The sequence below is a fragment of the Niallia sp. Marseille-Q9988 genome, assembly GCF_976954375.1.
Genome location: NZ_CDRJSZ010000007.1, coordinates 1 through 12,825, shown reverse-complemented (window position 1 = coordinate 12,825; position 12,825 = coordinate 1). Strand labels below are relative to the sequence as shown.

At 35.7% G+C, this 12,825-nt stretch carries 13 protein-coding genes; 3 read left to right on the top strand and 10 right to left on the bottom strand.

Translation table 11 applies throughout. The features are described from left to right. Nucleotides 1–194: 194 nt before the first annotated feature. The 10 genes from ACWNMZ_RS13635 to ACWNMZ_RS13590 all read right to left on the bottom strand — a co-directional run bounded on the left by ACWNMZ_RS13635 (nucleotide 195) and on the right by ACWNMZ_RS13590 (nucleotide 9,676). A complete protein-coding gene (locus tag ACWNMZ_RS13635; RefSeq protein ID WP_251628018.1) occupies nucleotides 195–1,550 on the bottom strand; it encodes a transposase in 1,356 nt (451 codons plus the stop codon). Nucleotides 1,551–1,763: 213 nt separating this feature from the next. Continuing rightward, the gene (gene lysA, locus ACWNMZ_RS13630) at nucleotides 1,764–3,089 is read right to left on the bottom strand and encodes a diaminopimelate decarboxylase (protein ID WP_251628020.1); all 1,326 of its coding nucleotides are present in this window, start codon (nucleotides 3,087–3,089) and stop codon (nucleotides 1,764–1,766) included. A gap of 408 nt (nucleotides 3,090–3,497) precedes the next feature. Beyond that, nucleotides 3,498–4,976: a spore germination protein gene (locus tag ACWNMZ_RS13625; RefSeq protein ID WP_251628021.1), complete on the bottom strand. Its 1,479-nt coding sequence runs from the start codon at nucleotides 4,974–4,976 to the stop codon at nucleotides 3,498–3,500. After that, nucleotides 4,966–5,538: a stage V sporulation protein AE gene (locus ACWNMZ_RS13620; RefSeq protein ID WP_031537343.1), complete on the bottom strand. Its 573-nt coding sequence runs from the start codon at nucleotides 5,536–5,538 to the stop codon at nucleotides 4,966–4,968. Before ACWNMZ_RS13620 ends, ACWNMZ_RS13625 begins: the two co-directional genes overlap by 11 nt. Before the next feature lie 28 nt (nucleotides 5,539–5,566). Beyond that, nucleotides 5,567–5,986, bottom strand: coding sequence for a stage V sporulation protein AB (locus ACWNMZ_RS13615; protein WP_031537342.1), 420 nt, complete (start codon nucleotides 5,984–5,986; stop codon nucleotides 5,567–5,569). Beyond that, a complete protein-coding gene (locus ACWNMZ_RS13610; protein WP_031537340.1) occupies nucleotides 5,976–6,596 on the bottom strand; it encodes a stage V sporulation protein AA in 621 nt (206 codons plus the stop codon). The genes ACWNMZ_RS13615 and ACWNMZ_RS13610 overlap by 11 nt, the downstream gene beginning before the upstream one ends. 218 nt (nucleotides 6,597–6,814) lie before the next feature. Beyond that, on the bottom strand, nucleotides 6,815–7,573 hold the full coding sequence (gene sigF / locus ACWNMZ_RS13605; protein ID WP_031537337.1) for an RNA polymerase sporulation sigma factor SigF: 759 nt from the start codon (nucleotides 7,571–7,573) through the stop codon (nucleotides 6,815–6,817). Between the two features lie 12 nt (nucleotides 7,574–7,585). Next, the gene (gene spoIIAB, locus ACWNMZ_RS13600) at nucleotides 7,586–8,026 is read right to left on the bottom strand and encodes an anti-sigma F factor (protein ID WP_031537335.1); all 441 of its coding nucleotides are present in this window, start codon (nucleotides 8,024–8,026) and stop codon (nucleotides 7,586–7,588) included. A gap of 1 nt (nucleotide 8,027) precedes the next feature. Then, nucleotides 8,028–8,378, bottom strand: a complete 351-nt coding sequence (gene spoIIAA / locus ACWNMZ_RS13595) for an anti-sigma F factor antagonist (RefSeq protein ID WP_031537333.1) — start codon at nucleotides 8,376–8,378, stop codon at nucleotides 8,028–8,030. Nucleotides 8,379–8,512: 134 nt separating this feature from the next. After that, nucleotides 8,513–9,676, bottom strand: coding sequence for a D-alanyl-D-alanine carboxypeptidase family protein (locus ACWNMZ_RS13590; protein WP_031537332.1), 1,164 nt, complete (start codon nucleotides 9,674–9,676; stop codon nucleotides 8,513–8,515). A 192-nt stretch (nucleotides 9,677–9,868) separates the two neighbouring features. On the opposite strand from ACWNMZ_RS13590, the gene map reads away from it, so the two are divergent. The 3 genes from map (at nucleotide 9,869) to ACWNMZ_RS13575 (ending at nucleotide 12,543) form a co-directional block, all read left to right on the top strand. After that, nucleotides 9,869–10,615 carry a type I methionyl aminopeptidase gene (map, locus tag ACWNMZ_RS13585; RefSeq protein WP_031537331.1) on the top strand — a complete coding sequence of 249 codons (747 nt, stop codon included), beginning with the start codon at nucleotides 9,869–9,871 and terminating at the stop codon, nucleotides 10,613–10,615. Nucleotides 10,616–10,723: 108 nt separating this feature from the next. Continuing rightward, a complete protein-coding gene (locus ACWNMZ_RS13580; protein WP_251628024.1) occupies nucleotides 10,724–11,254 on the top strand; it encodes an RNA polymerase sigma factor in 531 nt (176 codons plus the stop codon). Beyond that, nucleotides 11,251–12,543, top strand: coding sequence for a DUF4179 domain-containing protein (locus ACWNMZ_RS13575; RefSeq protein ID WP_251628025.1), 1,293 nt, complete (start codon nucleotides 11,251–11,253; stop codon nucleotides 12,541–12,543). Before ACWNMZ_RS13580 ends, ACWNMZ_RS13575 begins: the two co-directional genes overlap by 4 nt. Nucleotides 12,544–12,825 lie beyond the last annotated feature (282 nt).

The following is a 12,825-nucleotide window of genomic DNA, read 5'->3' as shown; positions in this document are numbered from 1 at the left end:
TGTATAGTTGTCCGGATCTTTTATTTGCTTGATAAAAGGCTGCTTCGGTATTGTTCCATTACACACCGGTAGCCAATGGAGCGACTTCATTTTTCTGCCTGACTATTTTAAAAAACTTAGATAACCGAGTTAATTTCATAATTCAATCTTTTAAAGAAACACAGACTTACAGAATTTTATCTCCTATAAAATTTTTAAGCTGCTTGTTGCTTACTTAACTTACGGTTAATTCTATCTGCTCCTAACTTGGAAGCATTGTAAACAAGCGTTACGAGATCAAAATGGACTTTCGCTCTTTTCCCAGTACGATAACGAACATTGTTGAGCTGGAAATAACCTTTAAGATAGGCATTTATTCGCTCAACCGCTGTACGTTGTTTAAAGATGGTTTTCCAAGTTTTTGATCCACGGGCTGGTGCGGTATATCTTCTAAGATCGGTTGTGATTTTTACTTTGTATACTTTCTGGCAAAGACCATCATTCGCTAACGGACAGTCTTTACACTCTTTTGGACGTATATATTTTAATGTTTCATACTTATGATCAAAGCTATCGTAACGGTAAGAATGCTCTCGAACACATGTAGGGGCGAAGTGCTTATCAAATCCAATAGGTTCGGGTTCATTCCGCTTATTATAAGCAATCACAGATTGATGGCCCATTCGATAAATTTGGGTATAAATCGCCTCAAAATCATAGCCTGCATCCATTGTTTGATAACGTAATGAAGGAAACAAAACGTGTTCGTGAAGTCCTTTTAATAAAGGAATCGCAGCTTTTCCATCATTTAAATTAGCGGAGGATAGAAGAGATTGAAAGATATACTGGCTCTTTGTCCCTACAGCTAAATGAGCTTTGTAGCCATACCAAAAAACATTTTTTCCTTGGCTGTTTTTCTTGATTCCCCACTGAGGATCTTGAGGAATTTTAGCTCGAAGTTCATCCAGAGGAATATCTAGTTGTTCTTCTATTTTCTTGTCATAAAGTGGAAGATTAGCTTCTTGTTCCGCTTTTTCCATAAGCCATTGTTCACGCTCTTCTTTTGATTTACGTCCACGTTTTTTCGGTTCTTGTTTCAGCTGTTCTTCCTTTGGAGGTGCTGCATCTTTGGCTAGAACATGAGTGGCATCAATGGCAACCGTGTCATCCTCGACAAAGCCTTCTGAAATGGCTTGATGGAGCAGTGTTCCTTGCACATTTTCAAGAACATCGGATTCACAAAGAATAGTAATCATTCTAGAATAAGCTGCTTCTGAAGGGATAGAGTCGGAAACTAAAAACCCACAGTCGAGGCGGAAGATCATGTCATGTTTTAATCGTTTCACTAAATCCTTAATAAATGGAATTCGTTCCGTAATTCTAGCGATGAGCGAATAAATCATCGCTGCATAGTTTAGCTCAACAGGCCTTCCAAAACGCGATTTCTTCGTTACCACAGCGAAGATCGGTTCAATGTCAATGGTAGAAAAAACAGCTTCAAACCGTTGGGTAGGTTCTAAATGATATAATTCTTGTAGGTCAAATAGGCTTCCTTGTCGTATAATAGTCATAGGGAGTCTTCCTCCAGTCTTATTAGTTTGTGTGGTGCTTACTAAATTCGACATTTTGGGGAGGTACTCCTTTTTTTGTGTCTCTGAGACCTTAAGGCTCTAAGCGTTAAATTTATGAAATTGATTCAACCAGTATGAGAAAGTAGTTTTAATTAAGCACTATATTTGAGATTTTTCGTCTTTATAGATTGGCTAATTAATTTTTTCCAACCTCTATTTTTTTAAAGAAGCAGCTTCTTTATACGGTAAATCTAATCGTAATAAATCTTCAAATGTTTCTCTTTTCACTACTAATCTTGCTTCCCCGTTTTCCACAAAAACTACTGGAGGTCTTGGAATCCGATTATAATTATTTGCCATGGAATACCCATACGCACCAGTACAGAATACAGCAAGGACATCTTTGTCATCCGCCTTTGGTAAAGGCAAGTCCCAAATAAGCATATCACCTGATTCACAGCATTTCCCTGCAATTGAAACTGTTTCATCTGGTGTTTGTAGAGGCTTATTTGCAAGAACCGCTTCATATTTTGCTTGATATAAAGCAGGACGAATGTTATCACTCATTCCTCCATCAATCGCTAAATAATTTCTGACATTTGGGACTTCTTTTCGTGAACCAATTTGATATAGTGTAGTCCCAGCATCTCCTACAAGAGATCTTCCTGGCTCAATCCATATTTCTGGCATTTTCATATTCAGATAGCTTACTTGTTCTTTAACTTCCTTAATGATTACTTCTACATATTCAGCGGGCTTGATTGGTTGGTCTTCCTCTGTATAGCGAATACCAAAGCCACCACCTAAATTTAAGACCTGTGACTCAAATTCATGCTTCGCTTTCCAATCTGTTAAATGCGCCATTATTTTTTTTGCAGCAAGTACAAAACCTGTTGTATCAAAAATTTGGGAGCCAATATGGCAATGAAGTCCTAAAACTTCTAAAAATGGTGACTCTTTCGCCTTCAACAAAGCGGCCTCTGCTTGTCCATTCTGCAAGTCAAATCCAAACTTTGAATCTTCCTGCCCTGTTAATATATAGTCATGCGTATGTGCTTCAATGCCAGGAGTTACCCTTAAAAGAATAGACACTTTTGTCTTTTTTTCTTCACATAATTGATGAAGCATTTCAAGTTCATAAAAGTTATCAACGACAATACAGCCAATCTTATAATCGATTGCCATCAATAGCTCCTCTTTACTTTTATTATTCCCATGAAAATGTATTCTTTCTACAGGGAAATCAGCAGCAATAGCTGTATATAATTCACCACCAGAAACAACATCCAATGATAAGCCTTCCTCATTTGCTAGCTGAACCATTGCAATCGTAGAAAAGGCCTTACTTGCATAAGCAACTTGCGCTTTCACACCTAATTGGTCAAACGTTTGCTTAAACCCTCTAGCTCTTTCTCTAATTAATTCAACATCATAAATGTAAACTGGTGTTCCAAATTTTTTGACTAATAAAAGCGTATCTACGCCACCTATTTCAAGATGACCAGCATCATTTACTTTTGAAGTTCCGTAATAGTGCATTGATTCCCCTCTATTCTTCCATAAAATATTATAAATGCTCCTAATCACAAACAGACAGTCTAAAGAAAGCACTTGTCTGTTTGTGAAACTTATTTCTATCCCGCCAGGAAGGCCATAACACTCACCATCAAATCACGATTTAAAAAGATTGAAGAGGAATACAGCTCGTAAAAAACGATTCATTCAACTAACATTTCAAGTTAGGTAAAATGCCAATTGATTGAAGTTTCACTTTATTATTAGCTCACTTTAATTATCCAAATGTACCATAATTTCAGGCAATTCTCAATAGCTGATCATCTAATTTTACCAAAGAGAACGGACAGTTATTCACTCTCTAAGGAGCTTTAAATAATCTGCCCGTTCTCGCTCACTACTATTCAAGAATCAAATTGCCTCTTTTTTTGCTTACGGCTGCTTAAAACGATCTTGTGGATGTAAATGACTAGGTCTAATTCTGTTACCTGGAACCGTACGGCGTAAAAGAATTTGTGCAAAGGCTTTTGGATAAAAAGGGATAAACGGCCATAAATAAGGGACATTTAATGTTCTTGTCCGGATTAGAAATAAAAGATAGACAGTTATTCCAATAAAAAAACCTGGTGTATGGAATATTGCTACAACTATTAATAAAATTAATCGTACAAGTTTGTTCGCTATTCCTAACTCATAACTAGGTGTAGCAAAGTTACCAATTGCCGCAACTGACACATAAAGAATAACCTCTGGAACAAATAAACCTACATCTATTGCGATTTGTCCAATTAGAACTGCGGCAATTAGTCCCATTGCGGTTGACAGTGGTGTTGGCGTATGAATGGCTGCAATCCGCAAAAATTCTAATCCTAGATCTGCAATAAAGATTTGGACGACAATTGGAATATTTGTTGTTTCATTTGGTCCAATAAAAGATAGTCGCTCTGGTAATAAGGATGGCTCTAATACAACTAAAAACCAAAGAGGAAGGAAAAAAATCGAAGCAAAAACACCTAAAAATCTAACCCATCTTATAAAGCTACCAATTAATGGTGCTTGCCTATACTCTTCTGCATGCTGTAAATGATGAAAAAAGGTTGCTGGTGTAATAATGACACTTGGGGATGTATCTACATAGATAACCACATGTCCTTCTAATAAATGAGTCGCCGCTACATCCGCTCTTTCGGTATATCTAACTAGAGGATATGGATTATAGCTTTGCTTTAATAAAAATTCCTCAATTGTTTTATCCGCCATCGTTAATCCATCTGCTTTAATATTTTTCAGCTCTTTTATGACAATGTTAATTAAATCAGGATCTGCTACTCCATCAATATAACCAACAGCAATATCTGTTTTAGAGCGCTCTCCTACTCTCATAATTTCAAAGCGTAATCGCTCATCTCTAATTCTTCTTCTTGTAATGGCTGTATTTACGATAATATTTTCAACAAAACCATCTCGTGAACCACGAACTACCTTTTCTGTGTCTGGTTCTTGTGGCATTCTTCCTGGATAGCTTCTGACATCTACCACTAACCCATGATTATAGCCTTCTACCACAATGGCAATTAATCCTGAAAGTACTTGATCTACTAATTCATCCATTTTTTCAATCGGCTGTACACTTTGATGAACAAGTTGATTTTCCACAATATCAAATATATTTCTAGCTTGTGATTTTCTATCTGTATCATTTAAGAATAATAGCTGTTCTAATAATTCAGCAATTAAGACACTGTCACATAATCCATTCACATAATATAAATGGACTTGTTTTTGCATTACCTTTATTTTGCGGACTCCTAAATCAAAACTCGTACCAAGTCCGACCCGGTCTTTCATATATTTTTCCACATTATCTAAATCTTCGTATATCTGCACCTTTTTTTCAGTCTTACTGCTCATAAAAACCACTTCTTTCTAATATATATTCAACTGCTTTTCTCGTAATCGGTGCTCCTTTTTCATAAGAATCTTTTTTCCCCATTTTCCCAATGTCGCCAATCCCAACTACAAGTGGTAAGTTTAACTCATCTAAGACATATACAGTATCTCCATTCACTCTTCCCAATTCGATTTCAGGAATTCCATATTTATCGACACCATAGGGAGTCAGTTCTCCATCTTGGTCAATCGCAACATCAATTTTCGTCCATTCTTCTCTTCTCGTCCTGCTTGCCACTGCAATAACTCCCAACACTTCTATATCAGGATGTGTAGCTATGTATTTCAATGCTTTTTCACCAGTACCTTCTCCAACAAACCCACTATCATCAAACATAACTAACACCGGATCCTGTTTGGCTTGCTTAATAAGACTTAAAATTTCCTTGCCGCTATGCTGGCTAGGATTACCAAATGAAGTAGATATACATCTCCCGCCTACTTCCTTTGCTACAATCTCAACGGCTCTTTTGGCATACTCATCTCCATCTGTAATAAGGATTACTTTTCTCCTATTATTCATTCTTTATACTTCCTTTCCGTTTCTAATATTATGGAATAAAATAGATCCAATGAAACAAGGAGCCAAAGATCTTACCAAAAACAAGAGCCATCATTAAAATTAATAATCGATCGTCAATTCCAATTCTTTTAGCTAAAAGGGGAAAAACATCTAAAACCTCTGTTAATGCGGCCGCAATCATTCCCACATATATTCCATCTGCCAATCCTATTAGAATAAGGAGAAAAGCCGGTAAAGAAAAAGTAGGTTCTTGTAAAAATGCGATTGTACCTAAAACAGCTCCTAAAACAGCAGCCCATTCATATGCATAGATTTTACTGAAGGTTTTAGTCAATTGTGTCAGCCTAGGAATAATGCCAAATACAGTTAAAAAAGCAACATATCCAGCACCAACCGTAATTCCCCAGGCTAGCCCTACAAAAATCACAAAAAGAATACTAATGATCATCTACTTTTTTAATACTTTCTTTATTTTCATGCATAATCATATATTGATCTAGGGACTGCTGATAGTTAAACACTTCTACTTCTAACGGGCTCGGCTCTTCATTTAGGCGCTTTTTAAAAACATGATTAAAAAATATTACCATTCCAAGTCCTAATCCGATTGAATAAGGTATTTGAAAAATTAATGGTTTTTCTATTTCCTTACCGGTAATCATCATATAAATGCGCTGATGAACCGTCTGCATACTTACATCTTCATGGAAATTCATAATCGTCAATCCAGACCCAATAAACAGCAACAACCACACTAGTATAAAAAACGGAAGGGCTACTTTTTTCTTTTCAAAAACTACCTCTATAATTGTTTGCGCAGGGCCAATCAATTGAATTTCCAGGTCTTTATATCGCTTTTTTATCTCACGGATAAGTCGTGTACTGTCTATGATAATAATATTCTTATCCTGTTCTGTTATATGGTAAAGACATACATTTTTTAGTGACGACAGCAGTTCATCTGTGGCAATGATTTGCGCAAGATCCTGTAGGAATATCCGTTCATCTGACTTTTTTTGAATACGATGCCTCATCCGAATATATATCGTCTCTGCCATAAGTTCCACGTCCTAACACACATTGTTTTCCTATTAAATGTAGTATTCGATAATCTTTTATAAAATATGATGGACTTCTAAGTGGTAATTTTTTCTTCAACCATATAATACTCCTACTCTCGATCCATTCCTCTCAATATATTGCTGTTCATTTCTTACGTAAAGCCAAATAAAAAAGTCGACAATCCTCCTATATGGAGATTTGCCGACTTTCCCATTTATAAATCCATCTGATCTTTCATTTGCAGTAAAATCTTTTTTTCTAGCCTAGAAACCTGCACTTGAGAAATACCTAGCCTTGTTGCTACTTCTGACTGTGTTTGATCTTTATAATATCTTAGATAAACAATCAGACGTTCTCTTTCATCTAATTCACGGATTGCTTCCTGCAAAGCAATCTTATCAAACCATTTGCCTTCATTGCCATCATCGATTTGATCCAATAAAGTAATAGGATCCCCATCATTTTCATAAACTGTTTCATGAATGGAGGATGGCGTTCTTGCTGCTTCTTGCGCGAGAACGATATCTTCTGGAGGTATATCTAAAAACTCAGAAAGTTCCCCAACTGTTGGTGTTCTGCCGTATTGCTTCGATAATTCGTCCTTCGCCTTACGAATTTTATTGCTTAATTCTTTTAACGATCTGCTTACCTTTACTGTTCCGTCATCACGGATAAATCGTTGAATTTCTCCAATAATCATTGGAACAGCATAGGTTGAAAATTTAACATCATAGCTTAAATCAAATTTATCCACTGATTTTAATAGACCGATACATCCAATTTGAAATAAATCATCTGGATCATAGCCTCTATTTAAAAACCTTTGCACGACTGACCAAACAAGACGCATATTTTTCTGAACGATTGTATCTCTTGCTGACTGATCTCCATCTTGGCTTCGTTTTATTAAGTCTTTGACTTCATGGTCTTTTAGATACGTTTCCTTCTTATCTTTCTTTACCTCCACATCCATAGACGATTCTCCTTAATTGCTTAGCATTTTGCTATTCATTAAATGCTTACGCAGACGAATCTCTGTTCCGCTATCTGGACTTGATTGAATTTCGATATCATCCATAAAGTTTTCCATGATGGTGAATCCCATACCAGATCGTTCAAGCTCTGGCTTTGTCGTAAATAATGGCTGTCTTGCTTCCTCTACATCGAAAATTCCTTTCCCTTCATCCCTGATCGTTAAATCAATGTATGAATCTTCTAATATAACCGAAATATAAACAATTCCACTTGGATCATTTTCATATCCGTGAATAATGCAGTTTGTCACTGCTTCTGATACAACTGTTTTAATTTCTGTTAATTCATCCATTGTAGGATCAAGCTGGGCTATAAAAGCTGCTACCGTCACACGTGCAAACGATTCATTCTGGCTCAGAGCACTAAATTGAATATGCATTTCATTTCTCATTTTAAGCTACCCCCAATCGTTGTAGGGCAAATTCTTCATTTGTTTCTAGCTTCATAATTTTAAACATACCTGACATATCAAATAAGCGCTGTACACTAGGGGAAATAGCACAAATTACCATTTCTCCTCCAAGCTGCTTTATTTGCTTGTATCTGCCCAAGATAACACCTAAGCCAGAACTGTCCATGAATGTTAAGTTTTCAAGATTTAACACAATGTGACGAATATTATAGCTCTCTATGGCAGAAGTTGCTTTTGTACGCAATTCTTCCGCATAGTGATGATCCAATTCCCCAGATAGACGTATACAAAGTACATTGTTCTTTACTTCCAACTCAATATTAAGACTCACAAGAATAGCCTCCTTATTTGGTTTAAAGAAACTATTCTAGATTTATATAGCTTTTCCTTCTCCACAGACAAAACTAGTGTTCATTCGCTAAAAAAAGAAGGAATACAAATTATTTCGACAAGATGGAAAAAAGATTATTCTGTTTTTGTAAACATACCTGCTGATCGTTTAAATAACGTCCACCATTTTGCTTGTTTTACTTCTTTTTGAGCAACCAATGGACTTGTAACTAATGTTTTACCATCTTGCTTATACGTAATTTCTCCAATTTCTTGTCCTTTTTGAATGGGAGCTTTTAAGTTTTTATTCATGGTAATTACTTTTTCTAACTTATCTATTTGCTCCCCTTTTTTCGTTAGGATGGAAATAGGTTCACTAGTTACCGCCGTTACTTCTTTTTCTGAACCTTTGCTTACCTTTACTTTACCAATTGCCTCTTCTCGTTTATGCAATGGATGTGTTTCATATTGACTAAATGCGTAATCAAGCATTTTGGTTACTTGAGCATTTCTTTCTTTAGATGTTGGCGCACCGAAAACAACTGCAATTACTCGCATTCCATTTTTCATAGCAGTTGCTGTTAAACAGTATTTAGCTTCAGCTGTAAATCCAGTTTTCAATCCGTCTACTCCTGGGTAAAACTTCACAAGACGATTCGTATTAACGAGCCAAAACTTTTTATCTGTATCTTCCCTTAAATAATCTTCATAGGTACCGGTGAATTTTGTAATATCTTCATATTTCAATAGCTCTTTAGCCATAAGCGCCATATCTTTTGCAGAACTGTAATGATCTGCTACCGGCAACCCTGTCACATTTTGAAACTGAGTACTTTCTAAGCCTAATTCTTTTGCTTTTTTATTCATTAAATGAACAAATTCCTCTTCAGAGCCTGCTAGTCTTTCTGCAACAGCTACTGCTGCATCATTTCCTGAACCAATAGCAATTCCTTTTAGCATTTCCTCTGTTGTCATTTCTTCTCCTGGTTCTAAGAAAATTTGCGAGCCTCCCATAGATGCCGCATGCTCACTTGTACGAATTTTCTCGTCTAGCTTTAATTTACCTTGATCAATCGCTTCCATAATAAGAAGCATTGTCATTATTTTCGTCATACTTGCTGGGGGAAGCTTTTCCTCGCTGTTTTTTTCATACATGATTGTTCCTGTATCACGATCAATTAAAATGGCTGATTTTACATTATCAACTAGCTCTTGCTTTTTCTCAGCTGCTAATGTGCTTGGTGCCAAAATTGATGTCATAAAGCAGGTAATGATTAACATTGATATGATGCGTTTCATCTATTGACCCTCCATTCTATATAGCCTCCATTTTTTCCAAAAAAGACAAGTTTATACAGCCAATCAGGAATATTCATAAAATAATTAGAATAGCCCTAAATGAAGATAGAAAGAGTAGTGCATATTATAGGAAAAGTTAGGCTAGTTTGTTGATCTAGGTTATAATTAATGGAGATTAAAGGAGGAAAACAATTGATTCATTTAAAAACACCAGAGCAAATTGCAAAAATGAAAAGAGCAGGAGAAATTCTTGCAGATTGTCATAAAGAAATAAAAAAATTAATCAAACCAGGCATTACTACCGAAGAAATTGATGTGTTTGCCGAAAACTTTATTTTACAAAGAGGCGCCACTCCTGAACAAAAAGGGTATCATGGTTATCCTTTTGCAACATGTGCATCCATAAATGATGTGATCTGTCACGGTTTCCCTTCCAAAACAATCTTAAAAGACGGAGATATTGTTACGATAGATATGGTAGTAAACTTAGATGGATGGCTTGCTGATTCTGCCTGGTCTTATCCCGTAGGAAATGTCTCAGCAGATGCAAAAAACTTATTAAAAACAACAGAAGAAGCCTTATACATAGGAATAGAACAAGCGGTGATTGGAAACCGAGTGGGAGATATCTCTCATACCATTCAAACGTTCGCAGAAGCTAAAGGGTATGGCGTAGTTCGAGATTTTGTCGGGCATGCAATTGGAAAAGAAATGCATGAACTACCTCAAATTCCCCACTATGGTCCTCCAAAAGTAGGGACACCTCTTAAAGAGGGAATGGTTATTACAATTGAACCAATGTTAAATATCGGCATGTATCATGCCAAGGTTGATTTAGACGGATGGACAGCACGAACAGTTGATGGAAGTCTATCAGCACAATATGAACATACTATAGCTATTACAGCTAATGGACCGGTTATTTTAACAAAACAATAAACATACTCCCAATGGCTTCCTTTTCGCCATTGGGTTTCTTTTTTATTTTTTTATAAAAAAATGAACTTTTTATACGGAAAAATACTCCTATATATGAGAGGTGAACACATGAATGAGAAAAAACTCGTACAAAAGGCAAAAAAGCAAAATAAAAAAGCTTTACTTCAGTTAGTAATGCAACAAAAGGATGATTATTATCGTTTAGCCTATTCATATATGAAGAATCCTCATGATGCAATGGATGTAATGGAAGAAATGATTATCATCTTGTATGAGAAAATTGGGCAACTAGAAAAAATCGAATCCTTCTATAGCTGGAGCAAGACCATTTTAGTAAACCTTTGTAAAACAAAATTAAAAAAACAGCATAAAGAGTTACTTGTCGATGATATTGAGCTCCACTCTAGTACAACTCAAACAATAGACCCCTATAAATATAAAGCAGAGACGATGGATATAGAACAACTGCTATCATCCTTAAATCCATATCAGGCGGAAACAATTAAATTAAAATACCTACACGATTTAGATAATGCAACCATTGCAAAAATCACGAATGTCTCTGTTGGAACGGTAAAATCAAGAATTCACAATGGATTAAACCTATTAAAAAGGGTCTATGGGAGGCATGATGTATGAACTCAATTGAACAGAAATTATTAGAGGAACAAAAGAAGTTAACAGACATAACTGCACCTCCAGAATTAGAACAAAGACTAGCGCAAGCGCTTTATGCTAAGCAAGTTAAATTTTTTCCTTTTAAGCGATGGGTCCCATTATCAGTAGCCGCTATTGTCTTAGTCATTTTTATTACTTACCAATCAAATGCGATTGCTTATTACGGTAAAAAGCTATTAGGGTTTGATACGCTTATGACCCAATCATTAAAAAATTTAAACGAAAAAGGATTTGGGCAAAATATAGAGCAATCTTTTTTATTAGAAAATGGTACTACATTAACGATCAATGGACTTATGTCTGATGAAAATAGATTGGTTGTCTATATTACATTAGCAAATGAAGACGGTTTACCAGATGATTTAGATCGTATTTTTACCCCTCAGAGCATTACTGGCTTTTTTACGAACGCCAATATTAATAGCTCTTACTATGAAATAAGTGATGATAAAACAAAAATGACGGGAATTTTACAATATGATTCTATTAATGCTTTTTCAAAAAAACTTCAGCTACAATACTATTACTGGAAAAATGATACCGAAATAATCGAGGGGACGGTTACTTTTCCCTATAATCACAAAGAAGCATTGCAAACAAAAATGAAGCAATCTATTAATAAAAAATTAAAAGTCGATAAAGGAACGGTTAATTTTAAAACCATTACAGCTACCCCCACTCAAACAGTAATAGAAGGAACATTTAATGTCGAGAATTATGACCGACTTAGTCATGGCTTTGAGGGAGTAGAACTAATTGCCAATGGCAAACCTTTCCCACTAGAAGGATATGGTAGTTCTTCAACTTTTGGAAAAAACAATACATTTTCCATTGAATATGGTGGTTTACCAGAAGATGTGACTTCACTCGAAATCCATTTAAAAAACTTTATTGGATATAAAGAAATAAATAAATCCATTTCTCTTATTGGGGAAGAAAAAAAGAAAGTGATACCATTAGAGAATGGGGAATTGACGATAAATGACATTCAATTAAAGGATGAGTTAATGATACGTATTTCAACGAGTGATTCTATTCTATTAGATAAAGTAAGTATTATCAATGAGGCTCAAGAAAACATCCCTTTAAAAACGACAACGAATCAACAATTAGCCAAAAACAAAGATGGAACAATTATTAATGAGCGAACATTACTATTTGAAACAAACGCTAAACCTTTGGAACTTCATATTGGTGGATTGCATTATATGAAAGAGTATAATAAAAAAATAGATATTCCCTTAGAATAAACGAAAAGACTCACAAAGTATTAGCTATGAAACATAAAATAGCCTCATACAATTTGAGGCCACTGAAAAAGTGAATTACCTGGTGAATCGGTAGTTACCAAACCTTTCTAACTTAGTGTAGGTTTTTGTTTTCCGAGGCTTACCGCACGACTCACCGGGGCGAGCGCCGAGCCGCTTCACAGCTCACGCTCCTGCAGGGTCTCGGACTTTCTCGCATCTCCCGTAGGAGTCGAGCGGACGCCTCTCCAAACCAACTTATTATTCGCTTTCAAATAAATAAAA

What these genes read in the sequence shown, in the direction of transcription:
- ACWNMZ_RS13635 (WP_251628018.1), bottom strand. Translation starts at nt 1,550, where the DNA reads ATGACTATTATACGACAAGGAAGCCTATTTGACCTACAAGAATTATAT.
- ACWNMZ_RS13615 (WP_031537342.1), bottom strand. Translation starts at nt 5,986, where the DNA reads ATGATCATTAGTATTCTTTTTGTGATTTTTGTAGGGCTAGCCTGGGGA.
- ACWNMZ_RS13620 (WP_031537343.1), bottom strand. Translation starts at nt 5,538, where the DNA reads ATGAATAATAGGAGAAAAGTAATCCTTATTACAGATGGAGATGAGTAT.
- sigF (WP_031537337.1), bottom strand. Translation starts at nt 7,573, where the DNA reads ATGGATGTGGAGGTAAAGAAAGATAAGAAGGAAACGTATCTAAAAGAC.
- lysA (WP_251628020.1), bottom strand. Translation starts at nt 3,089, where the DNA reads ATGCACTATTACGGAACTTCAAAAGTAAATGATGCTGGTCATCTTGAA.
- ACWNMZ_RS13575 (WP_251628025.1), top strand. Translation starts at nt 11,251, where the DNA reads ATGAACTCAATTGAACAGAAATTATTAGAGGAACAAAAGAAGTTAACA.
- ACWNMZ_RS13580 (WP_251628024.1), top strand. Translation starts at nt 10,724, where the DNA reads ATGAATGAGAAAAAACTCGTACAAAAGGCAAAAAAGCAAAATAAAAAA.
- ACWNMZ_RS13590 (WP_031537332.1), bottom strand. Translation starts at nt 9,676, where the DNA reads ATGAAACGCATCATATCAATGTTAATCATTACCTGCTTTATGACATCA.
- ACWNMZ_RS13625 (WP_251628021.1), bottom strand. Translation starts at nt 4,976, where the DNA reads ATGAGCAGTAAGACTGAAAAAAAGGTGCAGATATACGAAGATTTAGAT.
- ACWNMZ_RS13610 (WP_031537340.1), bottom strand. Translation starts at nt 6,596, where the DNA reads ATGGCAGAGACGATATATATTCGGATGAGGCATCGTATTCAAAAAAAG.
- spoIIAB (WP_031537335.1), bottom strand. Translation starts at nt 8,026, where the DNA reads ATGAGAAATGAAATGCATATTCAATTTAGTGCTCTGAGCCAGAATGAA.